The following is a 24487-nucleotide window of genomic DNA, read 5'->3' on the forward strand; positions in this document are numbered from 1 at the left end:
GTTGATAGTCCTTTGAATGTCCGGTCAGCCGCCCTTGACGGCGCCAGCCGTCAGGCCTGCAACGATCTGCTTTTGCGCAAACATCGTCAGCACCAGCACGGGCAGCGTGACGATGAGCGCGGCTGCGGCAAGCGGCCCCCAGCTGACCTGCTCGAACGACAGCATGTTGTAGACGGCCACCGGCAGGGTTCTGGTTTCGCGGCTAGCAAGTACGATGCCGAATACGAAGTTGTTCCAGGAGAAGATGACAGACAGAATGAAGGCCACGACGATGCCGGGCCTGGCGATCGGCAGCGCCACCAGGCGGAAGACCTGCCAGGATGTCGCGCCGTCGATGCTGGCAGCCTCTTCGAGCTCCATTGGCGTCGTTTCGAAATAGCCGATCATGATCCAGACGACGATCGGAACGGTCACCACCAGATGGATGATGATCTGCGGCCAGAGCGTGCCGAGAAGGTTCAGCCACTGGAACAGCAGGAACAGTGGGATGAGGAAGGACAGACCGGGCGTCATGCGTGCGATCATGATGACCATGGCGGAGCGCTCCGCCTTCAGCCGCGCAATGCCGTAGCCGGCAGGCACGCCGATCAGCAGCGCAAGCAGGGTCGCCCCGCCCGTCACGAGGATCGAATTCCAGAAGTAGAGGAAGAAATTGTTCTCCTCGAAGACCTTCATGTAATTCGACCAGGCGAAGCGCTCGGGGATGAAGATCGGCGGATAGGCGCCGTTGTCGATCTCGTACTTCAACGACAGTGAGATCATCCAGAGGAAAAACAGGATGACCGGGGAGACCATGACGAGGGCGACGAACAGCAGCCCGATACGGTCGATCGTCTTGCGTTTCATCAGCGTGTCTCCGTGTCGGACCAGTTGGCGCGCTGCCGGATCATCATCAGCACGAAGGAAAGCGCGACGATGATGATGAAGAAGACGACTGCCATCGCCGATCCGTAGCCGATGTCGTAATAGGAAAAGGCGGTATTATAGAGGTAGATGTTGATCGTCTCTGATGCAGTGCCCGGACCGCCCTGTGTCATCGCATAGATGATATCGAAGCTCTTGACCGCATCGATGCTCCTGATCATGACGCCGATCATCAGAAAGGGCGCGATCATCGGCAGGGTCAGATATCGAAATTTCTGCCAGGCGTTTGCTCCGTCGATCTCCGCGCTTTCATAGGGTTCGCGCGGCACGGCGGCGAGCCCGCCAAGCACGATAAGCATGATCAGCGGCGTCCACTGCCAGGTCTCCACCAGCACGAGCGAAGGAATGACGCTGTTCTGGTTGTAGATCCACTCCTGCGGTCCGATGCCCACGAGCGACAGCAGATAGTTCAGAACGCCAAGCTGCGGATGGAACATCATGGTCCAGACGAGCGCGATGGCGACGGGTGTCGCCATCATTGGCATGACGAAAACGCCGCGCAGCAATCCGCGGAACGGAAACTGCGCGTCGAAGATCAGGGCTGCGAGCGTGCCCAGAAACAGCGGGGCGACGACCGCAAGCAGCGTGTAAAGCGCCGTGTGCCACAAGGACTCCCAGAAGCGCATGTCCACCAGCAGCCGGGTGTAATTGTCCAGGCCTGCAAAAACCACCGGCTGGCCCAGAGTCCAGCTGTTCACACTCATCCAGAGCGTAAATAACCAGGGAAACACGATGACCGCGGCAATGACGACCAACGCCGGGGCAACGAAGGGCCAGTAGTTCGGAACAAGCCTGCCAGGCTTGCTCCTTGCATTTGCGATGCTTTTCGATCGCGTGGTGTCCATGCTCACGGATGCCATTATCCCTCGCTTCGGGCCAGTACCGGTTCGAACTGCGCGGTGGCGCTCTTGAGTTCCGCTGCCGGATCGGCGCCGCCGATCATGTTGGTCAGACCGACGCCATAGATGTCGCGGAACTCGGTAACCGGAATGATGACCGGCAGCGCGAGCTGCGAAATCTTTGCCGAGCCCGCAACGGCATCGACCCAGCTGCTTGGCATCTTGACGCCTTCGCGAACCTTAGCATCTTCGAGGATCGAATTGCGGAAGGGAACGCCGGCGCCTGCCTGCAGCAAGCGTGCGCCCATGTCGTGGGAAACGACCCATTGGCAAAAGAGATAGGCTGCTTCCTTGTTCTTGCTGGCAGCGGTGACGCCGATGCCGTCGCCGGTCGTTGCGGCAGCCTGGGCCTTCGGTCCCTTCGGCATGATGCCGTAACCGACCTTGCCGACCACGCGCGACTTTTCCGGGTTCTCGATCGGCGGAGCAAAGCCGACGCCATCGAGCCACATACCGACCTTGCCCTGCAGGAAGGCAGACTGTGCTTCGGCCCAGTTGAAGCCGGAAACGCCGACGGGCGCGGCCTTCGTCATTAGCCGCTGATAGAGCTTAGCTGCTTCCACGGCTTCATCCGAAGTCGTGCGCAGCTTTCCATCAGGACCGAGGGGCGTCGAGCCGTAGCCGAGCAGCAGGGTCGTCCAGACGGGGACGTTTGCATTCTTAAGACCACGCGCGACGAAGCCGTAGGTATTGGTGGAGGCGTCCGTCAGGGCTTCAGCGGCACTGGCCATCTCGTCGAAGGTCGAGGGGTAGGAGAGGCCCTTCTTCTCGAACAATTCCTTGTTCCAGTAGACGATCCAGTAGTCCACTGAGAAGGGAAGCGAGCGCAGCACGCCCTGCGAATCCTTGGCGAACTGCAGGCCGGCTTCTGCAAAATCGCTCTCGACCAGAGACGGGTCGGTCAGTGAAGGATCTTTCACGAATTCGCTGATATCGGCAAGCCAGCCACCCTTTTCAAACTGGCGCTTCTGGACGTGGTAGCTGAGGTGCACGACATCGAAACTTGGTTTGCCGGAGCTGAGTTCGATTGTCGTCTTCTGACGCTGCTGCTGCTCGGGTGTTGCTTCGGCATTGACTTTGATGCCCGTCAGCGCTTCGAATTCGCTCAGATATTTGAGGATCGTTTCGCTGCGCGGGCTCTTGACGAGGTTCACCTCGAGCGTCGTTCCGGCAAAGCGCTTCCAGTCGACAGCTGCCGAAGCAGGCTTGATGCCGAAGAAGCCGGCGGCACCGATCGCCGCGGAACCTGCCAGGAAGTTTCGCCGCGTGGGACGAATGAATGATGATGACATGCTCTCCTCCTCTTGTGTGGCCCGCGATCTCCTCACCGCAGGCGTCAGTCTAAATTCTCAGCGCGCGACTTCGCGCGTGATTGATATGCGCGGCAAGCGCATCGACGGCTCCTTGCGCATCCCTTTGCTCAATCGCCTCCAGCACGCGAAGATGCTCGCCCATGACGGGGCCGACGCGCCCTTCGATGCGGAAACGCTCCTGGCTGATCAGGCGCATCTTGATGGAGTTGACGCGGTAGGCATTGGAAATGATCGTATTGCCCAGGGCATCGATAAAAGCGTCATGCATGCCCCAGTCGACGGCCTGGGCGTGGATTTCCAGTTCATGGGAAAGATTGCCGCCCTCGATCGCAGCCACGATTTCTCGATGCTGCTGCAAGAGTGCCGCAATCGTCTCGTCGCTTGCCGTCTCCGTGAAGATGGCGACGGCTTCCTTTTCGAGAAAAAGCCGAAGCTGAAAGGCTTCTCGGATGAGGTTGAGGTCGATATGCGCAATCTGCAGGCCGCGTTGCGGTACTGTCTTGATGAGGCCTTCGGCTTCAAGCCGGGGAATGAGCTCGCGAATGGCGCCGAGCGTCAGGCCGGTCAATTCGACAAGCCTGCGCTGGGACACGAATTGCCCGGGACGGACGTCACGCGCAAGCAGATGCCGGGTGAAGCTCTCATAAGCTTTCTCTCTTAGCGTCGGCTGCTCGTCAGCTCCATCCATCGGGCTCTCCTCGTACATGACCGCTATGCTGCCTTTGTGCGAAAAAGTGCGTCAAAGGCAAGGGCAAGCTCGCGCTGACCGTCGGCGGAGATTGACGTCAAAGGCGGGCGAACCGCAAGCCATGTATCATCGCCCGTCATCTTGGACACCATGACTTTCACAGCCGGTGTGACCGGGTGCTTGAGTAGCTCTGCGACGAAGCTTTCGATACGGGGATCGTCATTACCGTCGACGGCCATGGCGCGCACTTCATGCGGCGCAAAATTGGCCATGCCGGAAATTGCGCCCTGGCCGCCCATGCGGACACCCTTGGCGAGATGCCGCTCGTCGCCGATCAGGATGATCAGGTCGCCGTGCTGGCGCAGCAGGGCTTCGGTGTAGGGCCAGTCGCCGGAGGAGTCCTTGACGCCGATGACGATTGAGGGGAATGCCGTTCGCAACCGGCTGATCAGGTCGATGCTCAATCCGACCATCGTCACCGAAGGAATATTGTAGACCAGAACGCCACGCGCTGTGTCGCCGATGCGCGCAAAGACGTCGGCAAACCAGGTAAAAATGCCGTCATCGCTGACATTCTTGAAATAGGAAGGCGGGGCGAGAAGGATGTTGCCCACGCCCTTCGACAAGGCACGCGACATCTGCTGGGCGGCGTCTTCCGCCGCATCGACGAGTACACCGACGACGATCTGCCGGGGCTGAACGCCGGCGGCGACGAACGCGTCGAGGATCCGCTCCCGTTCCTGATTGCCAATGGATGCGCCTTCGCCGGTCGTTCCAAACAGCGTGACGCTGGCGCAACCCGAATCGAGGCTGCGCTTTGCTTGGGCGATCATGACCTCGACGGCAATGGCGCCGCTGCTTTCAAAAGGCGTCGCCAATGCGACCGACAAACCAAACCCCGTCACCAATATATCTCCTCGATGTCAGTACGATATGACTAACATGTCAGTTATTGGCTGTAAACCGCTTTATGATGAATGTTTCGATGTGCAAGCTGCGGATTGTTAGCGCAATGCGCTTGACCAGCCTGCGCATGCCGGCAGTGCTGCAGGGAAAGGTTTTAGGAGATGCCGGTCATGTCGCGCGGCCGGTGACGGCCGCACGCCATTGCTTGAGGGAAGTCCGAGAGCGCAACTTTGAGGGCTGCGTTCTCTTGCCTGCCGTCTCACCAGTCCAGGCGCAGGAGAGACACGCCCTGACGCGGCAGGGAGAACTTGAGATCGATCTTGCCGTCCTTGACGGAGATCGATGCTTCATTGTCGATCTCGGCGAGCTTGCCGGAGGCTTCGAGCCTGGCGTAATCGGCGCCTTTGATGTCCTGCGGTTTGCCCATTTCCTTCCAGATGCGGAAGGAGTTGGAATGCTGCTCGTCCATGCGAAAATGCTTGAGCGCAGCCGCACGATTGCCCCAGCCGTCGATCGACAGGCTGATCTCGGCAGCGGGGCCTGCCTCGTCGTCATCATGATAGTGCCAGACGAGAACAGAGACGCCCTTGTCGTCGCGGGTCGCAACAACGTTGACGTCCGGCTTGTCGCGAACGCCGTGGCTCATGATGTCCTCGATATCGCGGCGATAGTCACTTTCGGATTCCAGCCACTCGCCGCCCAGCTTGCCGAGCATCCGGAAGCCGTTCAGCACTGCCTTGTCGACGCCGTTGGTGGCAAGATCCCGGAAGCCGTCGAAATAGGGCTGGTCGTCGAAAAGAAAGGCCCAGGTCACGGCACCTTCGATTTCGATATTGGCGCGGCGCGACAGTTCATATGTGCGGATCATGCTCTCGACGACATAGACGCCGTAGAGCGGTCCATTGCGGTAGCCGTTCTGCGGGTGGACGCGGGCCGAGCAGGCCGCACAGCCTTCCGGGTCGGATTCGCCGATGACGACGGGCAGATGCCGAAGCTCGGGGAATTCGTTGATAATGGCGAGGTTGGTTTCGATGTCGCGCAGTTGCTTGTGCAGGCCCATGCGCACATGGCCGTCGAAGATGACCGGATTGCCCTTTGCGTGGAAGGCGATGAAATCGATCGGCGGCTTGTTCTCGACAACATGGCGCAGAAAGGCGCGCAGGAAGGTCTGCGCCTTCTCATTGGCGAAACCGCCGCATGTATGCGGGCCGCCGACGCGTGCTTTCGGCAACGCTCGTTTTACGGCATGTGCGCTCGCATCATACATGGCGCAGAATTCCGGGATCGTACCGGTCCAGTAGTGGCCGTCTGGCTCGTTCCAGACTTCCCAGGGCCAGGAGGAGACGACGTCTTCGCCGTAGCGATCGGCAAGATGCCGCGCCCACTCCTCGACGAGGTCGCCCCATTTGTTCAGGTCCTTCGGCGGCGCGGTCCAGCCGGTCGTGATCGTTGCGTATTTATCCGCCGGTTCCCAATGATGCTTGTAGGGGCCGTCGAAATCGGAAAGCGCCTCCGGCGTGAAGCCGATCTGGATCAGCGGAATGTTGCCGGCCTCGACATAGGCGTCGAAGATCTGGTCGATGATCGTCCAGTCGTAGACGGGATTGCCGTTCGCATCCTCTGTATAGGCATTGGTCGAGCCCCATTTCAGGGCCGGCTTACCATCGCCGCTCGTTAACAGATTGTGGGTGCGAATGCGCGGAGCGACGGGGCTAAGTTCCGTCAGCTCCTTCAGAAGCTTCTTGCCATGGGGGGAATAGGTGTAGTTTGGCTCGTCATAGCCGAACCAGTTCCACAGCGGTTTATAGGCGCCTGTCGGCCTGCCGGCGTGAACGTTGATGGTCACGTCATAGGAACTCGTCATCGTCTTTCCTCTTGAACGGCCAAGCCTCTGCCTCCTCCCGAAGGCTAACCGACCAATATGGTGATGAGTTGCGGCTGTCTTGGGAGGGTGCCGCGCTCGACGCAAAAAGCTAAGCGAAACGACCACTTTGTCAATAATATAAAAAATGGCGATGAACCAGATGATCAAAAATGCCGAAATTTCCGGGAGTTTTTAGCGTCTGGAAAATTACCTGTTGCCGTTCCGCGAAAAATTGTCGATAAATGTTGAGGCGAAGCTTGTCGGCTGGAGGAGCCATAGGGACTATCAGGTCCCTATAAAGACGCTTTCGCCGGAATGCGATCGATAACGGATTACGGGAAGCGCCCGGCTCTGCGGGCCAAGGAGGAGCGTCCGATGAAGTTCCCTAGATTTGTAGCCATTGCCTTATCGTCTCTCGCCGCTCTGCCTGCTTATGCGCAGGATTTCATCGCCGGTATTCCGCGTAATGAAACTCTGATCATCCAGGGCACGCCGCAGCAGAATGCCGACTGGTTCAATGTCTGGGCGCCGGGCGGTGGCGGGTCTGCCAATGTCAACGGCCTGCAGCAGCTGACGACCGATACGTTCTGGTTCATCAATCCGGAGGGTGGTCCGCATGCCTGGCAGAATGCGCTCGCGACCGAGCCGCCGGCCTATAATGCCGATTTCACGCAAATGACCGTGAAGCTGCGCAAGGGCATCTATTGGAGTGACGGTGTCGAATTCACCAGCGATGACGTGGCCTATACCGTCAAGACGCAGATCGACCATCCCGGCATGTCCTGGAGCGCGCCCTTTTCCGTCAACGTTGCCAGCGTGGAAAATCCTGATCCGCAGACGGTGATCTTCCATCTCAAGAAGCCGAATTCGCGCTTCCACACCGTGTTTACCGTGCGCTGGAACGCTGCCTGGATCATGCCGAAGCATGTTTTCGAAAAGGCGGGCGACCCTCTGGCATTCAAGAATAATCCGCCGGTCTCGCTCAGCGCCTATGTGCTGCAGAGCTATGACAAGGCTGGCAACTGGACCATCTGGAAACTGCGCGACGACTGGCAACGGACGTCGATCGGCATGGCCGCCAAGGAGCCGCCGCAGGTCAAATATGTCGTCTATCGCGCCGCCGGCAATCCCGAAGCCCGCGTCATCGAGCAGCGCAATCATAATCTCGACGTGATCAACGACATGGCACCCGAGGGCATGTTTGCGATGATGCGCGACAGCAAGAGCGTTGCTTCCTGGCTGAAGGGCTTTCCCTTCGCCCATCCCGATCCGACCCTGCCATCCGTGCTGCTCAACAACAAAAAGCCGCCCTTCGACAACAAGGATGTGCGCTGGGCGCTGGCATTGATGATTGATATCCGCGCCGTGGCTCTCGGCTCCTATCGCGGTGCCGCCAATCTGGCTGCTCTCGCCACGCCGCCGACGGGCTCGGCGCCGGACGATTATTACGCGCCGATGCAGGACTGGCTCACCAATTTCGAGCTCGATACCGGCAGCCGGAAGATCAAGCCCTACGATCCTAACATCTCCGCCCAGATCGCCACCATGGTGCGTGGTCAGTGGGGCGACCAGATCCCGACCGATCCGAAACAGCTGCAGCGCACCTTCGGCTTCGGCTGGTGGAAGCAGGATGTTCAGGCTGCAGCCGAGCTCCTGCAGAAGGCCGGTTTCAAGAAGAGCGGCAATCAATGGCTGAAGCCTGACGGCACGCCGTTCACGATCCGCCTGCAGGTCGAGGGCGATGCCATTCCGACGTTGGCGCGTGCCGGCACGGTCATTGCCCAGCAATGGAGCCAGAACGGAATTGCCACGAAGGTCGACGTTGCCGGCCCGACCAACGGTCAGCGCCTTTCGACCGGCGATTACGAAGCCGCAATCTACTGGAGTATTGAAACCTGGGGCGGCCATCCGGACCTGTCCTTCTTCCTGGACAGCTATCATTCGGAATTCATAAAGCCGCTCGGCCAGATCCAGCCGCCGCGCAATCTGCAGCGCTGGCAGGATCCGCGTCTCGATCAGATCATCGCGAAGAACCGCTCCATCGCCTTCGACTCGCCCGACGTCATCAAGGTCGGTCAGGATTTCTTAAAGCTCGCGGTCGAAGAGATGCCGATGATCCCGCTGATGGCCTATAACAAGTTCGCACCGTTCGACACGACCTACTGGACGAACTATCCGAGCGCTGAAAACCCCTATTCCGCCTCTGGTCCGAACTGGTCGAACATTCGTTACATGGTGACCGGCCTGAAGGCCAATCCGGACGCTCCGAAGAACTGATCGCGTCGACGTGGGAGTGGCTGATTGCCGGCCGCTCCCCTTCTCCTACTGAAGGATGGATGCCATGAATGGTTTTCTGATCTATGCGGGCAAACGTTTCCTGCAGTTCCTTTTCGTGGTCGTCACCGGCATCACGCTCGCATTCCTGATCGCGCATTTCTCGCCGGTCGACCCGGTGGAGCAGACCGTATCGCTTTTGACGAGTTTCGGCTCGACCGATCCACAATCTGTTGAAATTCTGCGACAGTCGCTGCGGGAGCTCTATGGAACCGGCGGCCCGCTTATCGGTCAGTATTTCACATTCTGGGGACGGGTGCTGACCGGGGATTTCGGTCCGTCGCTGTCCTCTTTCCCGACGCCGGTCATGACCGTCATCGGACGCGCTTTGCCTTGGACCGTCGGCCTTCTCACACTTGCTACGATCATTTCGTGGATTATCGGCAACCTGCTCGGTGCGCTTGCCGGCTATTTCCGCAACAGCCGGCTGCTCAAGCTTGCCGGCATCGTCATCATGGCTTTGCAGCCGATTCCGACCTACATTATCGGCCTCAGCCTCGTCATTCTCTTTGGTTTCGTCTGGCCGATCCTGCCGATCAGTGGCGGCGCGCAGGTCAATCTCGCGCCTGCCTTCAGCTGGGTCTTCATCAGTTCGGTCATCGAACATGGCATTCTGCCGGCGCTGACGCTGGTGCTCGTCGGCATCGGCGGCTGGTTCATCTCCATGCGTTCGCTCGTCTCCAACATCATCACTGACGACCATGTGGTTTATGCCGAGCTCGGCGGCGTGCGCTCGAGCAGCATCTTTTCGTATTATGTGGCCCGCAACGCCATGCTGCCGCAGGTTACGGGTCTCGCGCTCAGCCTCGGCAATGTCTTCGGCGGTGCCGTCATCGTCGAGTTCGTCTTCAACTATCCGGGCATCGGCAAGCTGCTGATCTCGGGTATCTATTCCGGCGATTACAGCCTGGTCCTGGGTGTCACGACCATCGCCATCATTGCTGTTGCTGCGGCCGTCTTCGTGATCGATATCATCTATCCGCTGATCGATCCGCGCGTGAAACTGGGATAATCGCGATGTTCAAGATCCTCCGAGACCTGCTTCGTTACAACCGCGAATTCCTGTTCGGGACGATCCTGATCCTGATCATTGTCGGGTTGATCGTCTCCTCGTTTTTCTCACCCTATGACGAGACCGCCATCTATGTCGTGATCCCCGACATGCCGCCATCGGCCGAATTCTGGTTCGGCACGACCTCGCGCGGCCAGGATGTCTTCTGGCAGATCGGCGCGTCGCTGCGCAATACGCTCATCTTCGGCATCATTGTCGCCGTCGTCAGCCGCCTCATCGCGCTCGTCGTCGGCCTCGTTTCCGGCTACATCGGCGGCCGCACCGACCAGATCATCATGGGCGTCAACGATACGCTGGGCGCGCTGCCAAACATCCCGATCCTGCTTCTTCTGGTCTTTGTCCTGCGTGACCAGATGACATGGTCGATGCTGGCGGTCGTCGCAGCCCTGCTCGGTTGGACCCATGACAGCCGGCTCATCCGCTCCGTTGCGCTATCGCTTCGGCAACGGGAATTCACGCGGCACGCCGTCTTTTCGGGCATGCGCACGTCGCAGATCCTCATTCGCGAACATCTTCCCTATGTCATGCCGATCGTCTTCTTCACGACGATGAACAATCTTATCTGGGCGATCGGCCTGGAGGTGACGCTCTCCATTCTCGGTTTTTCCGACATTAACCGGCCGACGATCGGTGGCATGATCTACTGGGCCAATGCACATTCGGCCATGGTTGCCGGCATCTGGTGGTGGGTGGCCTTCCCGATGCTCTTCGTGGTCATCCTCTTCCTCGGCCTTTTCATGCTTTCCATGTCGGTCAATGAATATATCGACCCGCGCTCGCGCCTGGCACGGATGGGAGCCTGAGACGATGCAGAATTCTTTGAGGCAAGCACCTTTGACCCTCGTCGAAAACTCCCGGGATGCGCTGACGATCGACGGGCTCAAATGCTACTACGTCAACGATTATTTCGGCGTCCGGCGCGAGATCAGGGCCGTCGACGATATCAGCCTGACGGTACGCAAGAACGAAATCTACGGCATTGCCGGAGAATCCTCGAGCGGCAAGACCTCGCTCATCAAGACGCTTGCCGGAGCCATTCGCCCGCCGATGAGGGTCGTCGGCGGCACGGTCAATTTCAATTTCGATGGCAAGCCGATCGACGTCTATGGCGAACCGCAAAAGATGCGGGCTGCGCGCTGGCGGCATCTCTCCTACATCATGCAGGGCTCGATGAACGTGCTAAACCCGGTCCGGCGGGTGAAACACGCTTTCAACGATTTCGCCTTCCGCCATATGGATCTGGATCAAGCTGCTTTCCGCCAGCGGGTCGAGGCGCATCTTGCCCGCCTGCATCTCGATCCGCATGTCCTTGAAGCCTTTCCGCACCAGCTCTCCGGCGGTATGCGCCAGCGGCTGACCATTGCGCTTGCCACCGTGTGCGAACCGGAATTCATCATCGCCGACGAACCGACGACGGCGCTCGACGTTTTGGTGCAGCAGGATGTTCTGGCGTTGATCAAGGAAGTGCAGACGCGTATGCAAGCTTCAGTCATCTTCGTCACCCACGATATGTCTGTCCACGCCGCCATCACCGATCGCCTAGCGATCATGTATGCCGGCCGCCTCGCCGAAGAAGGGCCGACGCAGGCGATCTTCGACAATCCGCAACATCCCTATACGGCTCACCTGATCGGCAGCCTGCCGCGCATCGGCGATACCCGGACGCGGAAGAGCTTGCAGGGCAAGCCTCCGGCGCTTTCGAACCCGCCGTCGGGATGTCGCTTCCATCCACGGTGTCCGATTGCGATCGACAGGTGCTCGAAGGAGGTTCCTGTCATGGAGCCGAGCGCGACCGGCGGGCGCGTGGCCTGTTTCAAGGCAGGGGAGTACAAGATCCAATGAGTGGCGAACACCTTCTCCAGCTTGAAAATGTCAGCAAGTTCTTTCCGATCGGCGGTTTCTTTTCACGCGCCAGAATGACGGCAGTCGATAACGTGAGCTTTGCGCTTGCGGCTGACAGGCCAGAGATTTTTACGATCGTCGGCGAATCCGGCTCCGGCAAATCCACGCTCGCCAAGATGATCCTCGGCAGCGAAGCCGCAGACCGCGGCACCATCCGCTTCGACGGCGCCGACATTGGCGATATCAGCAGCCGCAGCGCCCGCGAAGCCTTCATGACCAGAGTTCAGCCGGTTTTCCAGAATCCCTTCGAAGCCTTCAATCCGCTGACGCGCATCGACGAGTATCTGTATGCCACGGCGCATCGCTTCAAGGGTGCGAAGAGCCGCGCGGAAAGGGAGGCCTTGGCAGATATGACGCTGCAGCGGGTCGGCCTCTCCATTGCGGAGGTTCGAGGACGTTATTCGCACGAATTGTCCGGTGGCCAGCTCCAGCGCATTGCGGTGGCACGCGCGCTCATTCCCGAGCCGAAGCTTATCGTCGCAGACGAGCCAGTTTCCATGGTGGATGCGTCGCTGCGCATGTCGATCGTCAATCTCTTCCGCGAATTGCGCGACACGTTGAAAGTATCGATCATCTACATCACTCATGATCTTGCGACCGCCTATTACATAGCGGACCGTGTCATCATCATGCGCAAGGGCGTGGTCGTCGAAAGTGGGGACGCGCGTGCCGTGCTGGACAATCCGCAGCACGACTATTCGTTCGCCTTGAAGAATGCCGTGCTGCCCCCGGATCCAAAGCGAGCATCAGCGATCCTATACGCGCGTCAGCGCGACCGTATGTCTTCCGGTGTCTAGCTCTGTTCCACTCGGCTGAGGGCTCTACTTCTTCGCCGACATTGCGTCGTGAGGCTACGAGGAGGGCCCCAGCGACGGTACCGGCGGAAATCAACAGCCGATCCGCCTCTTCGATTGCCGTCATGTAAGCTTCGCCCTGCGGTTCGTCGTCGGATTCCCACCCACGCGAATCCAACACCTGTCTTCGTCGAAGGCTACAGCTTATACAAATCCAACTCAGCACTCGGCTATCATCCTGCAGTGGGGCGGCGGTCAGATTTCGGAACCTGTCATTTGAGAAGGACCAGGCTTGCGGCGCCGATCAAACCGGCATGCCTTCCGAGTTGCGCCGGCACGACCGGCACATCGCGGTAAGCGGGCATCGCGCGCTCCTGAATGGTGGCCTCGATCCGTTCTCGAAGAAGATCGTAGCCGTGGGAAATTCCACCGCCCATGACGATCATATCCGGCGAGTAGAGGTGGAGCAGATTGGTAAAGCCGATGCCCAGCCAGCGGGCCTCCCTGTCAATCAGCGCAAGGGCTGCTTCGTCACCCCCGCGCGCAGCCTCGACAACGTGTTGGCCCGTCACGTCGCCGTCATGTGACAGCGCCCGTAGCACTGAACCGTCACCCGGTTTTGTCAGTGCTGTCGCACGACGGCCAAGTGCCGTGCCCGATGCCACCGCCTCGAAGCAGCCCACCGCACCGCAAAGGCATCGTTCACTCTCGCCGGTGATGGTCATATGGCCGATTTCACCTGCGAGCCCACGACGACCGTGCACGATCCGGCCATCGGCGATCACCCCACCGCCAATGCCGGTGGACACGGTGACGAACACAAGCGAGGCCGTGCCGCGCCCGGCGCCGAAACGCCATTCGCCGAGAGCGGCGGCGTTCGCATCGTTCTCCAACCGGACAGGCAGGTTCAAGCGATCTTCAAGAAGGCGCGCGAGGGGTACTTCACGCCAGCCCGAGAGTGTCGGCGGTGCAGTCAGGATGCCTGCGGCCGGATCAAGCGGGCCGGGCGCTCCGACGCCGATGCCGAGCGGCCTGGCGTCGGGAAGTTCCGAACAGGTTTCCTCCGCAAGCATCGTGATCTGCTCGATGACTGCAACCGGCCCATCCCTGGCGCGCGTCGGAGCGGATGCGAACGCCAGTAAATTGCCGTCGTCGCCAACCAATGCGGCGCGCAACTCCGTTCCACCCAGGTCGAATGCGAGCGCAATTCTGTTCATTGCGGCTCGGCCTCCAGAGAACGCAGCCAGGCGATGCGCCCCGGCAGATCCATGTCGCCAAACGCCAGTGACCCGAGCACGACCGTCTCGGCACCTGCTGCCCGCAACAGCGGAACTGTCTGTTCACGGATGCCGCCATCCGCTGCAAGGACGATCTCCTTTTCACGTCCGGCGCGCTTCATCAGCGAGCGCGCTTCGCGCAACCGGTCGCAGGCTTTGTCCGAAAGGCTTTGTCCCTTGACGCCGATCGAGGTCCCGAGCAGCGTGAAGAAGGCGACCTCAGTGAGGAACGGTTCTGCCGCGGCGACCGGAGTTTCCAGTCGCAGAACGACACCGGCTTCGGCCCCAAGCTCTTTTGCGAGTGCCACCGCACACAAGCCGGCTTCCCCATTCTCGGCATGAACACTGATGAGATCGGCGCCGGCCTCGATGAACTGGCGTGTCTGCTCCTCGACGATCTCGGCCTCGACCATCAGGTGCACATGGATCGGTTTTGCCGTCAGCTTGGCGATGCGGGCGACGAAATCGGGAAAGAACAGGAAGCCGGGCGTGAAGCGTGCGTCGGCTACGTCGATATGGTGGAGATCAACATAGGGTTCGATGCGGCGAAGGTCGCGCTCCATATTGGCAAGATCCGCGGACCAGAGTGAAAACTCGCCGAGTAGCCTATGCCGGGGCAATGCGGCGATGGCGCCGCCCGAGAGAGAGTTCGATGTCATGGCTGAGCGATGCTCCGATCTTTGAATTCTGTGGTGAGGAATTGCTGGATCACCGTTCGGACCGCGGCGAAATGCGCTTCGGCATCCGCTGCCTTTGCCGGCACTTCGAGGAAATGCGCATTTGGAAGCGTGTCAGCCAACAATCGCGCGACGGCGAGGGGGTGAATGGCATCCTGCCGGTTGCCGAGGACGAGGGCGGGAACACTGAGGTTTTCTGCGTCTTCCAGCGAAACGCCGGTTCCATCCGAGGCGATGTCGCAGAGGACGTCGGCGAAAGTTCGTGCATCCGGGCGTTCGAAATAGCCAAGCAGAGAGGCGAGATTGTCTGGCGCTTCCATCCGCAGACGTCCCGCCGTCGCCGACCTGGCAAAAAGCGTCTGGCCGTCGCCAGTCGAATGAGATCGAAGCAATGCCGCGATCTCGCGGATCGGCGCGAGATTGTCTGGGGCCCGGGCAAACCACCAGGCCGGTCGCACCAGAATGAGACCCATGACGCGCTCGGGATACGTTTTGGCCAGATGCAGCGCGATGGCTGCGCCCATCGAGACGCCGCCGGCGATGAACCGGTCTATTCCCTTTTCGTCTGCTGCGGCCAAGACGTCGGCTGCAAACATCGCAATCGAAAAGGGGCGGCGCGTTCCGAGCGTCGAGCTTCCATGCCCGCGGCACTCGGTCGTGATCCGCCGCCAGTCGTGCCCTTCCGGGATAACCTGCGCGACCTGCGCCTCATTGCCTCCGAGCCCGTGTTGAAAGAGCAAGGCTTGGCCTGTCCCGCAGTCGTAGACTGAAAGGTTGGCATCGTCTCGTCTGAAGGCGATGGGCGTCTTCATCGGATCAGATCCGAAAGAAATTTGGCGACGGCGGGTGCTTCTTCTGCCGCAAGACCGTGCGTGACGAGCGCACCGCTGAAACCGGTCGCGCGCAGGCCTTTGATGAAGGCTGGGAAATCGACGATACCCTGACCTGCCGTCGCAAAGCGGCCATCGGCATAACGATCCTTCGCATGGGCCATCGTCACATACCCGGCCGAGATATCGATCGCCCTAGCGACGATGTCGGACACTTCGGCTGGTGCTGCCTGCTCGAAGAGGTTTGCCGGATCGAGCACGATGCGCAGGCGCCTCGAACCTATCTCTTCGATCAGCCGCACCGCATCGGCGGCGGAGGTGACGATGTTTGCCTGTTCCGGCTCGATGCCGAGATCGATCCCGTGCCGCTCGGCAAGTTCCAGCGCCTTTTCCATTTCGGCCGCCATATCGGCCCAGGCGGACGGAAGCGCATTGTCGGGATGATGCATCCATTGGTCCTGGGCATGACGGCTGCCGGTGCAAAGCGTCACCAGCGGAATCTGCAGGGCCGCCGCCGTTTCGATCACCGCTCCAAGCTGTTTGAGCCCTCTTTCCCGCACGGACCTGTCCGGATGAGCCATGTTATAGGTGCCCGAAAGCGCCGCGAGCGAAACGCCGGCCTCCTCAGATGCTGTCCGGATCGCGGTGATCGTTTCCGGCGCTACCGCATCCGGCATCGACGGCAGGCCGACGCAGGCGAGATTGAACTGCGTCGTCGCAAATCCGCAGTCACGCACGGTGCAGAGAATTTGCCGGGGATCGGTGCCGGGGAAGGTCTTTGCAAAGATCCCAAGCTGCATCAGACCGATCCCGTGACGGTTGCGAGTTCGACGCGTTCACCCGTCTCAACCGAGCGGGCGATGGCGACCATGGCGCGGATGGAGGCGATCCCGTCCTCTATATCGGCGCCGCGCATCGGCGCACCGTTCAGCACGGTATCGGCAAGACCTTCCAGCTGGCGGCGGAAGAAGTGCCCGTCGGCTCCTAGAGGTTTTCGGGTCGTCGCGTCCTTTTCGTGAAAGATCTCGACTTCGCTCGCTCTGAGGTACCAGGGATTGAAGGTCTTGGCGATCACCGAACCGTTTTCGCCATAGAGCTGGAAGCCCTCATGCCAGTCCATGCGGACCGCGACCGTCAGATCGAGATGACCGAGCGCGCCATTGGCGAATTCGGCTTCCACGAACCAGCAATAGGCGCCGGCACGCTCGAGAAGGCGGGCTCGCACCGCGACGATCCCACCACACAGAAAACGGGCGGTATCGACGAGATGCGAGCCATGCGCCAGCATGAAATACTGGCGTAGGTCAGCCTTGGGATTTCCGGAGGGTTTCCTCGCGAATTTGCTGGTGATCGGCAGCGGCTGGACCGCATCGGTATTGGTGTAGCGGTGGGTGGAGTCGCAGTACCATGCTTTCAGCGCGAAGATCTCGCCGATATCGTCACGGACAAAATCCCGGGCAGCCTCCAGCGCCGGGTCGAAACGCTTCATGTGACCGACCTGCAGCACTTTGCCGGAGCGCTTCACGGCGTCGGCGAGCGCCCGGCCTTCCTCGATCGTAACACCAGTGGGCTTCTCGCAGAGCACATGCTTTCCAGCATCGAGCGCCTTGATCGACATCGGCACGTGATAGGCGTCTGATGTGGCGATGATGACGGCTTCGAGCTCGGGATCGGCGAGCATCGCGTCATAATCGGCGTACATCTTCTGTGGTTCGTACGTCGCACCCATTCGCGCAAGCAAGTCGGGTGCTGCATCGCAGATGGCGTAGAGGTCGGCATTCCTGGCTTTCACGCAGGATTCGAGATGGGCGAACTGTGCGATCGGGCCGCAGCCGAGCACGCCCACACGCAGCCGGCGGTCTTCCTTACGGATCATGACTTCTCCCTCAGGCGCCGTAGCGGCGCATCGTTTCACGGTTCGCCCGGACGGCTGCCACGGGATTGGCGGCGGCCGTGTCTGATTCCTCTTCCAGGACCAGCCAGCCATTGAAGCGCGGCGCAGCGGCGACGATGTCGATCACGGCGGGCGTATCGCAGACCCCCTTGCCAAGCATGGCCCATTTGCCGTTCGCATCGACGTCCTTGAGGTGCAGATATCGGATGCGGTCCTGATAGGTTCGCAGCGTATCGAGAATATCCCCATGGCCGCGCAGGATATGGCCGGTATCGGGCACCCAGCCGACGAGGTTCTTATCGATAAGCGAAAAGATCCGGTCATAATCGGCACGGTCGAACAGCAGCGTATTGTGGTGCGAGCTTGGATGCACGGCGATATCCACGCCCGATGCCTTGCCCAGTTCGCCGGCCCGATTGTAGAATTCCGAAGCGATTTCGAATTTCGCTTCCCGCGGTCCTTCCGAGACAGCCGTCGCCGAGCCGATCGAAACGAGGGCGCCGGGAAAGGCGGCCACGAAATCGATCCAGCGCTGTGTGGTTCTGAGGTCGTTGTCGATCTCTTGCCTGACAGTAAAGCCGCTTTTCGAGCCCATCGCGAAAGACACGAGCGTCAGGCCATGTTTCTTCAGGCTTGCGGCGAAATCGTCGGGACGGTCTGCGTAGTGGCCGATCATCGTGTCGGTGATTTCGATGCCCGCATAGCCGCCCTTCGCAATGGCATCCAGCAGATCGTCCGGGCGGCCATTCCAGCTTTTCCCGAGCATTTCCCAGGTGAATGTCTGGCAGCCGACTTTCAGGTCTCTGATACTCATGGCTCATTCCTCGATGCGATGATCGGATGGATTTTCCGCATGGTTTATAAAAATTTATCGCGCGTCAAGAAATAATATGGTCTATAGCGATTGTCGCGGCAGCGATCCCCATCGATGATGGGCGAAACATCTGAAATTGGTGGGGAGGCCAATTCATGAAAGCATATCCGGGAACGAGGCTGGGCATCGGCGTTATCGGCTGCGGCAATATCTCGATGACCTACCTTCGTAATGCTGCCCTGTTTGCCGGAGTCGAATTGAGGGCCTGTGCCGACATCTCATCCGACATCTCGGCGCTGAGGGCGAAGGAATATGGCATCCGGGCGATGGAGGTCGACGCGCTCTTGGCAGACCCCGAAGTCGGCCTTGTCCTGAACCTCACGATCCCGGCCGTTCATTTCGACGTGACGATGTCGGCACTTTCTGCGGGCAAGCACGTCTTCACCGAAAAGCCGCTTGCGACGTCGGCCGCCGAGGGCCGCAAGCTGGTGGCTGAAGCCAGACGTCGCGGTCTTCTGTTGGGTTCGGCTCCCGATACATTCCTCGGCGCCGCCGGCAGGCGCGCACGAGGCCTGATGGATGCAGGTGCGATCGGTCGCCCGGTCAGCGGCACCGCCTTCATGTTCGGCCGCGGCATGGAACATTGGCATCCCAATCCGCAATTCTATTATCAGCCCGGTGGCGGGCCGATGTTCGACATGGGTCCCTATTATCTGACGATGCTGGTCAATCTGCTCGGGCCGGTGAAAAGCGTCATGGCAATGGCGACGAAGGGCCAGGAAGAACGGCTGATCACGGCCGACGGCCCCTTCAAGAATATGAGGTTCAAAGTGGGCACGCCGACCAACGTGCTCTCGCTTCTCGAGTTTCAATCCGGCGCAACGGTGAATTTCGGCACGTCGTGGGACGTCTTCCGGCACTCCAATCATCCGATCGAGCTGCACGGTACGGAAGGTTCGTTGCGCTTGCCAGATCCCGATACGTTCGGCGGAACGGTCTCGCTTTCCGAGCGTGGTGCCGAATGGAAGAATTTCGAAAGCGAAGGCGAGTTGTATGGCGCTTTGAACTGGCCATATAGCGCTCCCGACCGCGCCAATTATCGCATGCTGGGCGTTGCCGATCTCATCCGCGCGCTTGGCGAGGGCAGGGCGCCGCGCGCCTCCGGCGATTTGGCCCTTCATGTTCTCGAGATCATGGAGGCGACCTTGGCATCCAGTGAGGCCAGGAGCGCGGTTGTGATTGCGGGTACAGTCGCACAACCGCAGCTGCTCGGCGAAGACGAAGCCCGCAGCCTGCTTGCTTGAGGTGAAACGATGAACGATCGATTGGACGCCGGCGCCGCGCATGTCCTGGCGCTCGGCCGCGCCGCAAACCAGCCACCCTTTGAGCGCGGGACGGTGAACGAGGCGCGCGCCGCCTATGACGCGGGTTGTCCGACATTGCAGGGCGATCGCGAGCCGGTCGCGGCCGTCGAGGACAGAACAATTGCAGGGACGGGCGGCCCGATCTCGGTCAGGATCTATCGAGGCGTGGGTGCGCCAGACGCGGATGCGCCGGCACTTCTTTACCTTCACGGTGGCGGCTGGGTCGTCGGCACGCTTGAATCCCATGACGAGATCTGCCGGTGGTTTGCAAATATCGGCGCCTGTGCGGTATTTTGTCCTGACTATCGGCTGGCCCCCGAGCACAAGTTCCCGGCGGGTTTGGAGGATTGCGTATCGGCTCTTGCCTATATGGTGGAGCAGGCAAGCGCGCTCGGTATCGATCGAGATCGCATTGCCGTCGCGGGCGACAGTGCCGGCGGCAATCTGGCTGCTGTCCTGTCGCTTCTCTCGCGGGATGGCGTTGCCCAGAAAATCTCGGCGCAACTTCTGCTCTATCCCAACACCGATGCCGGACAGACGGCCGACAGCTATGTGAGGTTTTCAGAAGGATACGGTTTGACGACCTCAACGATGCGCTGGTTCCGGGATCACTACGTCCGCGATGCGGCCGATATCGGTGACTGGCGCGTCTCACCCCTGCGTGTTGGAAATGTCGCGGGCGTGCCACCGGCCTTCGTTGCGATTGCAGGCCATGATATCCTTGCAGACGAAGGTAAAGCCTATGCCCGCCGGCTTGCCGAGGCGGGTGTCCCTGTCGTCCTGCGGCATTGGCAGGACCAGATCCATGGCTTCGTTTCCATGGGGCGGCATATTCCGGCGGCGCGGCAAGCGGTGGAAGAGGCGGTTGCCGGATGGCGCAGCCTCGTCGATCACGCCGACTGACGCATCACCAATGTACCGTCGAGGATGATTTTTCGCGCGACAACCTTTGTGGCCTCATTGTCTTCATCCAGCATCGACAGCAGTGTGTCGACGCTACCGCGCGCCATGGCGGTGAAGTCTTGCGCCATTGTCGTCAATGGCGGGCAGGTATAGCGGCTGAGAGGGTGGTCGTCATGGGCGGCGATGCGAAGATCGCTGTCGCTTCGGCGGCCGACGCGAAGGCCGCGCGAGTGGGCGGCTGCCATTGCACCGAAGGCGAGGCGATCGTTCGCGCAGAGAATCGTCCTACCCGGGAGCGTTCCGGCCGCGATCATTGCGTCGGTCTGCTCGTATCCCATACGTTCGAAATCCCAGCCATAATTCTCAGTGGCGCCAAACACGACCGGTTCGAAACCGAGCGACTTGATCGTGGCGATATAGCTTGCCAGCCGCTCCCCAGAATTGTGATTGACATGCGGAATGTCGAAATATGCAGGCGGCTCGCCCGATCGGCAAAGATAGTCGACAATCGTCGCAACGCTTTGGGCGTTGTTATTGCCAATGAAGGGCGTGTCGCCTTCGATGAACGTATCGAAGTAGACAATGGGAATGCTCTCCCGGAGTTTTTCAAAGATCCCTGGCTCGGAAGAGAGACCAAGAGGCGCGATGATTGCACCGGCAGCCTTCAAGGACAGAAGTGTGTTCACAGCCTCGGCTTCGAGATCCGGCAAGCCATGAGACGAAATGACGATCGGCCAGTAACCTTCACCACGCACGAGCAATTCCAGACGGTTGACCATTTCGGCATAGAATGGATCTGTGATGACAGGCACGAGAATGCCAATATTCCGTGTCCTTTTGCGATTAAGGTTGCGGGCATACAGGTTCGGCCGGTAGTCCGATGCCGAGAGAGCGTCCTCAATGCGTTTGCGCGTCCCCGGCTTTACGCTGCTCGGGTTATCGAAATACCGGGAAAGCGTTGGACGAGAAACGCCACAGGAGCGGGCGAAATCGTCCATGGTTTTGATCGTCATCTTCCTTGGCAATTCTGGTTGCACTGCGCCAAGGCTCGTCTGCGTCAGATATCGCAAAGGCGGTCAGTGTGGGGGCTTTCGAGTTGCGTTTGTAGCCTGAGAATATCGCATGCGCAAAATTTTTTGTTACATGAAGAACAATTGGATAGTTGGCCGCCTCTACACATAGCGCACTTCGACGCCCAGCTTGTCCAGTCGACTGCGAATCCCGTGCGGCATGGCGGTGTCGGTAATGATCAGATCGACGCGGGAAAGCGAAAATGCCTTGGACGAAGCGCCAATATCCCACTTGCTGGAATCCGCCACGAGAATGACGCGCCTCGCCATGCGGACGAGATTGCGTTTTGTGCGCGCAATGTCTTCCGAGACATCGACGACATCGAATGCGTGATCGATGGCGTGAGCGCTGAGGAACGCCTGGTGGGCAACAAGACCGCCGACCGCCTTATCGGAATCCGAGACGATCGTGCTGACGGTGCTGGGAAAGACCCGGCCGCCTATCATATGCACGTCCAGCCCCGGCCGATACATCAGATGCTGCGCGATATTCATGGCGGTTGTGGCCACCACGACGTTATTGACCGGGGGCATTTGCATGGCGACCTGCAGCAGTGTCGAGCCGCTGTCGAACACAATGGACTGATTGTCGATGATCTGGCGTGCGGCCATCTGCGCGATGCGACGCTTGGCATCGAAATTGCGGTTCATCCGTTCTTCGAAGGCTGCCGCGGGCGAGCTGGCAGGTAATGCGATCGCGCCGCCATGCGTTTTGATGAGCAGCTTCTTGGCATCCAGAATTTCCAGGTCGGATCTGATGGTCACCTCCGAGACGCCGAAGTTTTCCGCCAGCTGCGTGGTGCGCGCTTGGCCGGTCCGCTGAAGTTCCAGCATGATCTGATGTCGCCGTTGTTCCGCAAGCATGTGTGACCCCGAATTCCTTTCGATGACGGTACCTGGCTTTCGAAAATCGAAAATCCAGGGCACACCCTTTTTGCTCAAAAGACGCGATGAAGGGCGGCGTGAGTAGATGTCCAGTCAACGTTGAAGTCATTTTAGATCAAAACGAAAGGAATCGAAATATTGAAAGTTCGTTTATTTTCGAGTTAGGCTTTCAGCGAGCAATCAAATTTGTGGAGGGACAGCATCGAAATGGGCCTTGGAACCAAGATTCGCCTGTCACGGCTGTTTTCACATCCGTCAGGGCATTTGTTCGGTGGTGCAGTCGACCACTTCGTTGGCTATGGCAACGTGCGAGAGGGCGGCCTGGCGGATCTGCCTGACGCTCTAAAGCGGGTGATGGCCGGAGAGCCGGACTATATCAGCATTCAGCCTGGTGCTGCGCGCCACTTGTGGCCCGCCTATGCCGGCAAGGCCGCTTTGGTCATTCAAGCCGGTTGCTTTACGCCGGACGACCGAATCCGTCAGCTGATCGCGACCCCCGAGGATGCGGTACGCTACGGTGCCGATGCTCTGGCCGTTGCCATTCCGGTGCGCGGCAATACGGAAGGCGAATATATTCGCTGGCTCACCGACACCGTCAACGCCGCCGCTCGCTTTGAAATGCCGGTCGTTGCGCATGTCTATCCCCGCGATTATTCAAACGGCGGCAAGATCGTCTTCACTCCGGACGAAATTGCCTATGCTGTGCGGATCGGGTTTGAGACCGGCGTTGACGTGATCAAGGTCGGGTACACCGGGGATTTCGACTCTTTTCAGGAAACCGTCGCCACGTGCCCGGTTCCCATCGTTATCGCTGGCGGTCCGAAGACGGAAAATCTGCTCGGGGCTCTGACTCAGACCTTCGATGCATTGCGTGCGGGGGCAAAGGGTGCCGTGGTGGGGCGAAACCTCTGGGGGCACGGCGACACGACGATGGCGGCTCGCGCCTTCAAGTTCGTCATTCACGGCGGTATGGCACCGCAAGAGGCGCTCGCTGCCGCGGGCGGTTGACAGGTGGTACGCAACCTTCAGGTTCTAGGCTTCGGCGCTCTGGCGATCGACGATATCATCTATGTCGATCGACCGCTGAGTGCCGGCAAGGGGAAGGTGACAAGTCGCACCCAGGACCACGGCGGCAATGTCGCGACGGCCCTTGTTGCGGTCGCAAAGCTTGGGGGGCGGGCCGGTTTCATCGGCTGGCTGAGCGATCAGCCTCTTACCGATATCAGCGCCCGCGAGCTTGAACGGCATGGGGTCGATATATCCTTTGCGCCGCGTCGCGCCGGTGCCCGGCCAATACGGTCGGTGATCACGGTCGGACCCGAAGGTGACAGGTTTATCGCCTATGACGATGATGTACCGCACGGAACCTCCGAGGCCCTGACCGATAAAATTCTTGCACAAGCCCAGGTGCTGTTGATCGACGGCTATGCCACCCACGCCGATACGATCGTTGCGCGCGCCCGCATGCTCGGCCTTGCGGTGGTGGCAGACATTGAATGGACGATCGGGCCTGCGACGGAACGATTGATAAGCCTGTCCAACCATCTGGTATTGCCACTGAAATTTGCTCAGACTTATTCCTGCGAAACCGATCCGACGTTGATCCTGCACGAGCTTTGGTCCGATGATCGGACCGCAGTCGTTCTGACCGACGGTGAACGAGGATCCTATGTCAGGCAGGCGGGGGACGCCGTTTTTTGGCATGTTCCGGCCTACGAGGTTAAAGCAGTCGACACGACGGGCGCCGGAGATTGCTTTCACGGCGCTTATGCTTTTGCGCTGACACAGGGAAAGCAGCCTGTCGACTGCGCCGTTTATGCAACTGCCGCAGCGGCGATCTCGGTGACTGGCCCCGGTGGCCGCATGGCGCTGCCGGATCAAAGCGCCTGTCTCGCGTGGCTGGCGAGGGAAAATGCACCCGTGCCCAGGCCGGTTGTGCCGCAAGGCTGAGAATCCGTCACACTGGTGTCCTGGACGATCGGATTTGTGCTGCGCAAATGACGGTTTCGGTTCAATCCGAAACAGCGCCGGGGAGGGGCTGGCTTCAGGATTGGATGGCGACGATACTAAGGAGGAA

23 protein-coding genes are annotated in these 24487 nt (G+C 59.9%); 9 read left to right on the top strand and 14 right to left on the bottom strand.

Going from position 1 to position 24487, the window contains the following annotated elements:
• Positions 1 to 24: 24 nt before the first annotated feature.
• The 6 genes from FHT78_RS24615 to FHT78_RS24640 form a co-directional block, all read right to left on the bottom strand.
• A complete protein-coding gene (locus FHT78_RS24615; protein ID WP_183749187.1) occupies positions 25 to 846 on the bottom strand; it encodes a carbohydrate ABC transporter permease in 822 nt (273 codons plus the stop codon).
• Positions 846 to 1784: a sugar ABC transporter permease gene (locus tag FHT78_RS24620; protein ID WP_183749188.1), complete on the bottom strand. Its 939-nt coding sequence runs from the start codon at positions 1782 to 1784 to the stop codon at positions 846 to 848. The genes FHT78_RS24615 and FHT78_RS24620 overlap by 1 nt, the downstream gene beginning before the upstream one ends.
• Positions 1784 to 3115 carry a sugar ABC transporter substrate-binding protein gene (locus FHT78_RS24625; protein ID WP_183749189.1) on the bottom strand — a complete coding sequence of 444 codons (1332 nt, stop codon included), beginning with the start codon at positions 3113 to 3115 and terminating at the stop codon, positions 1784 to 1786. The genes FHT78_RS24620 and FHT78_RS24625 overlap by 1 nt, the downstream gene beginning before the upstream one ends.
• Positions 3116 to 3164: 49 nt before the next feature.
• Positions 3165 to 3824, bottom strand: coding sequence for a GntR family transcriptional regulator (locus FHT78_RS24630; protein ID WP_183749190.1), 660 nt, complete (start codon positions 3822 to 3824; stop codon positions 3165 to 3167).
• 23 nt (positions 3825 to 3847) lie between these two features.
• Positions 3848 to 4732 carry a dihydrodipicolinate synthase family protein gene (locus FHT78_RS24635; protein WP_183749191.1) on the bottom strand — a complete coding sequence of 295 codons (885 nt, stop codon included), beginning with the start codon at positions 4730 to 4732 and terminating at the stop codon, positions 3848 to 3850.
• Between the two features lie 257 nt (positions 4733 to 4989).
• Positions 4990 to 6594 (bottom strand): beta-xylosidase, encoded by a 1605-nt coding sequence (locus tag FHT78_RS24640; protein ID WP_183749192.1) that lies wholly within the window; start codon positions 6592 to 6594, stop codon positions 4990 to 4992.
• 375 nt (positions 6595 to 6969) lie between these two features.
• Here FHT78_RS24640 and FHT78_RS24645 point away from each other — a divergent pair, with 375 nt between their 5' ends.
• The 5 genes from FHT78_RS24645 (at position 6970) to FHT78_RS24665 (ending at position 12699) form a co-directional block, all read left to right on the top strand.
• Positions 6970 to 8871 (top strand): ABC transporter substrate-binding protein, encoded by a 1902-nt coding sequence (locus FHT78_RS24645; RefSeq protein ID WP_183749193.1) that lies wholly within the window; start codon positions 6970 to 6972, stop codon positions 8869 to 8871.
• Positions 8872 to 8935: 64 nt separating this feature from the next.
• Positions 8936 to 9940, top strand: a complete 1005-nt coding sequence (locus FHT78_RS24650; RefSeq protein WP_183749194.1) for an ABC transporter permease — start codon at positions 8936 to 8938, stop codon at positions 9938 to 9940.
• 5 nt (positions 9941 to 9945) lie between these two features.
• On the top strand, positions 9946 to 10803 hold the full coding sequence (locus FHT78_RS24655; RefSeq protein WP_183749195.1) for an ABC transporter permease: 858 nt from the start codon (positions 9946 to 9948) through the stop codon (positions 10801 to 10803).
• A 4-nt stretch (positions 10804 to 10807) separates the two neighbouring features.
• On the top strand, positions 10808 to 11842 hold the full coding sequence (locus tag FHT78_RS24660; RefSeq protein WP_183749196.1) for an ABC transporter ATP-binding protein: 1035 nt from the start codon (positions 10808 to 10810) through the stop codon (positions 11840 to 11842).
• Complete coding sequence (locus FHT78_RS24665; RefSeq protein ID WP_183749197.1) at positions 11839 to 12699, top strand: ABC transporter ATP-binding protein; 861 nt, start codon at positions 11839 to 11841, stop codon at positions 12697 to 12699. Before FHT78_RS24660 ends, FHT78_RS24665 begins: the two co-directional genes overlap by 4 nt.
• Before the next feature lie 269 nt (positions 12700 to 12968).
• Here the strand turns inward: FHT78_RS24665 and FHT78_RS24670 are convergent, their stop codons facing one another.
• From FHT78_RS24670 to FHT78_RS24695, 6 genes are read right to left on the bottom strand one after another with little or no spacing between them, the layout of a single operon-like run.
• Positions 12969 to 13913, bottom strand: coding sequence for an ROK family protein (locus tag FHT78_RS24670; protein WP_183749198.1), 945 nt, complete (start codon positions 13911 to 13913; stop codon positions 12969 to 12971).
• Complete coding sequence (locus FHT78_RS24675) at positions 13910 to 14632, bottom strand: ribulose-phosphate 3-epimerase (RefSeq protein WP_183749199.1); 723 nt, start codon at positions 14630 to 14632, stop codon at positions 13910 to 13912. The genes FHT78_RS24670 and FHT78_RS24675 overlap by 4 nt, the downstream gene beginning before the upstream one ends.
• Complete coding sequence (locus tag FHT78_RS24680) at positions 14629 to 15462, bottom strand: alpha/beta hydrolase (protein WP_183749200.1); 834 nt, start codon at positions 15460 to 15462, stop codon at positions 14629 to 14631. Before FHT78_RS24680 ends, FHT78_RS24675 begins: the two co-directional genes overlap by 4 nt.
• Positions 15459 to 16280, bottom strand: coding sequence for a sugar phosphate isomerase/epimerase (locus tag FHT78_RS24685; RefSeq protein WP_183749201.1), 822 nt, complete (start codon positions 16278 to 16280; stop codon positions 15459 to 15461). The genes FHT78_RS24680 and FHT78_RS24685 overlap by 4 nt, the downstream gene beginning before the upstream one ends.
• The gene (locus tag FHT78_RS24690; protein WP_183749202.1) at positions 16280 to 17356 is read right to left on the bottom strand and encodes a Gfo/Idh/MocA family oxidoreductase; all 1077 of its coding nucleotides are present in this window, start codon (positions 17354 to 17356) and stop codon (positions 16280 to 16282) included. Before FHT78_RS24690 ends, FHT78_RS24685 begins: the two co-directional genes overlap by 1 nt.
• Positions 17357 to 17366: 10 nt before the next feature.
• Complete coding sequence (locus FHT78_RS24695) at positions 17367 to 18188, bottom strand: sugar phosphate isomerase/epimerase (protein WP_183749203.1); 822 nt, start codon at positions 18186 to 18188, stop codon at positions 17367 to 17369.
• A 155-nt stretch (positions 18189 to 18343) separates the two neighbouring features.
• Between FHT78_RS24695 and FHT78_RS24700 the strand changes: the two genes are divergently transcribed.
• On the top strand, positions 18344 to 19492 hold the full coding sequence (locus tag FHT78_RS24700; RefSeq protein ID WP_183749204.1) for a Gfo/Idh/MocA family oxidoreductase: 1149 nt from the start codon (positions 18344 to 18346) through the stop codon (positions 19490 to 19492).
• A gap of 9 nt (positions 19493 to 19501) precedes the next feature.
• A complete protein-coding gene (locus FHT78_RS24705; protein ID WP_183749205.1) occupies positions 19502 to 20455 on the top strand; it encodes an alpha/beta hydrolase in 954 nt (317 codons plus the stop codon).
• Here the strand turns inward: FHT78_RS24705 and FHT78_RS24710 are convergent.
• Both FHT78_RS24710 and FHT78_RS24715 read right to left on the bottom strand, forming a co-directional pair.
• Positions 20443 to 21468 (bottom strand): LacI family DNA-binding transcriptional regulator, encoded by a 1026-nt coding sequence (locus FHT78_RS24710; RefSeq protein WP_183749206.1) that lies wholly within the window; start codon positions 21466 to 21468, stop codon positions 20443 to 20445. The two genes, FHT78_RS24705 and FHT78_RS24710, sit on opposite strands and share 13 nt — an antisense overlap.
• A gap of 159 nt (positions 21469 to 21627) precedes the next feature.
• The gene (locus FHT78_RS24715) at positions 21628 to 22389 is read right to left on the bottom strand and encodes a DeoR/GlpR family DNA-binding transcription regulator (protein ID WP_183749207.1); all 762 of its coding nucleotides are present in this window, start codon (positions 22387 to 22389) and stop codon (positions 21628 to 21630) included.
• Positions 22390 to 22617: 228 nt separating this feature from the next.
• Here FHT78_RS24715 and FHT78_RS24720 point away from each other — a divergent pair, with 228 nt between their 5' ends.
• Positions 22618 to 23418, top strand: a complete 801-nt coding sequence (locus FHT78_RS24720; protein ID WP_183749208.1) for a class I fructose-bisphosphate aldolase — start codon at positions 22618 to 22620, stop codon at positions 23416 to 23418.
• Between the two features lie 3 nt (positions 23419 to 23421).
• Complete coding sequence (locus tag FHT78_RS24725) at positions 23422 to 24360, top strand: PfkB family carbohydrate kinase (RefSeq protein WP_183749209.1); 939 nt, start codon at positions 23422 to 23424, stop codon at positions 24358 to 24360.
• Positions 24361 to 24487: the final 127 nt, after the last annotated feature.

The sequence above is a fragment of the Rhizobium sp. BK196 genome, assembly GCF_014193255.1.
Taxonomy (GTDB): Bacteria; Pseudomonadota; Alphaproteobacteria; order Rhizobiales; family Rhizobiaceae; genus Rhizobium.

Coding starts and splice junctions, on each gene's coding strand:
- FHT78_RS24690 (WP_183749202.1), bottom strand. CDS start 17,356: ATGATCCGTAAGGAAGACCGCCGGCTGCGTGTGGGCGTGCTCGGCTGC.
- FHT78_RS24675 (WP_183749199.1), bottom strand. CDS start 14,632: ATGACATCGAACTCTCTCTCGGGCGGCGCCATCGCCGCATTGCCCCGG.
- FHT78_RS24695 (WP_183749203.1), bottom strand. CDS start 18,188: ATGAGTATCAGAGACCTGAAAGTCGGCTGCCAGACATTCACCTGGGAA.
- FHT78_RS24615 (WP_183749187.1), bottom strand. CDS start 846: ATGAAACGCAAGACGATCGACCGTATCGGGCTGCTGTTCGTCGCCCTC.
- FHT78_RS24660 (WP_183749196.1), top strand. CDS start 10,808: ATGCAGAATTCTTTGAGGCAAGCACCTTTGACCCTCGTCGAAAACTCC.
- FHT78_RS24680 (WP_183749200.1), bottom strand. CDS start 15,462: ATGAAGACGCCCATCGCCTTCAGACGAGACGATGCCAACCTTTCAGTC.
- FHT78_RS24645 (WP_183749193.1), top strand. CDS start 6,970: ATGAAGTTCCCTAGATTTGTAGCCATTGCCTTATCGTCTCTCGCCGCT.
- FHT78_RS24720 (WP_183749208.1), top strand. CDS start 22,618: ATGGGCCTTGGAACCAAGATTCGCCTGTCACGGCTGTTTTCACATCCG.
- FHT78_RS24620 (WP_183749188.1), bottom strand. CDS start 1,784: ATGGCATCCGTGAGCATGGACACCACGCGATCGAAAAGCATCGCAAAT.
- FHT78_RS24640 (WP_183749192.1), bottom strand. CDS start 6,594: ATGACGAGTTCCTATGACGTGACCATCAACGTTCACGCCGGCAGGCCG.
- FHT78_RS24665 (WP_183749197.1), top strand. CDS start 11,839: ATGAGTGGCGAACACCTTCTCCAGCTTGAAAATGTCAGCAAGTTCTTT.
- FHT78_RS24705 (WP_183749205.1), top strand. CDS start 19,502: ATGAACGATCGATTGGACGCCGGCGCCGCGCATGTCCTGGCGCTCGGC.
- FHT78_RS24650 (WP_183749194.1), top strand. CDS start 8,936: ATGAATGGTTTTCTGATCTATGCGGGCAAACGTTTCCTGCAGTTCCTT.
- FHT78_RS24710 (WP_183749206.1), bottom strand. CDS start 21,468: ATGACGATCAAAACCATGGACGATTTCGCCCGCTCCTGTGGCGTTTCT.
- FHT78_RS24715 (WP_183749207.1), bottom strand. CDS start 22,389: ATGCTTGCGGAACAACGGCGACATCAGATCATGCTGGAACTTCAGCGG.
- FHT78_RS24630 (WP_183749190.1), bottom strand. CDS start 3,824: ATGGATGGAGCTGACGAGCAGCCGACGCTAAGAGAGAAAGCTTATGAG.
- FHT78_RS24685 (WP_183749201.1), bottom strand. CDS start 16,280: ATGCAGCTTGGGATCTTTGCAAAGACCTTCCCCGGCACCGATCCCCGG.
- FHT78_RS24700 (WP_183749204.1), top strand. CDS start 18,344: ATGAAAGCATATCCGGGAACGAGGCTGGGCATCGGCGTTATCGGCTGC.
- FHT78_RS24655 (WP_183749195.1), top strand. CDS start 9,946: ATGTTCAAGATCCTCCGAGACCTGCTTCGTTACAACCGCGAATTCCTG.
- FHT78_RS24670 (WP_183749198.1), bottom strand. CDS start 13,913: ATGAACAGAATTGCGCTCGCATTCGACCTGGGTGGAACGGAGTTGCGC.
- FHT78_RS24625 (WP_183749189.1), bottom strand. CDS start 3,115: ATGTCATCATCATTCATTCGTCCCACGCGGCGAAACTTCCTGGCAGGT.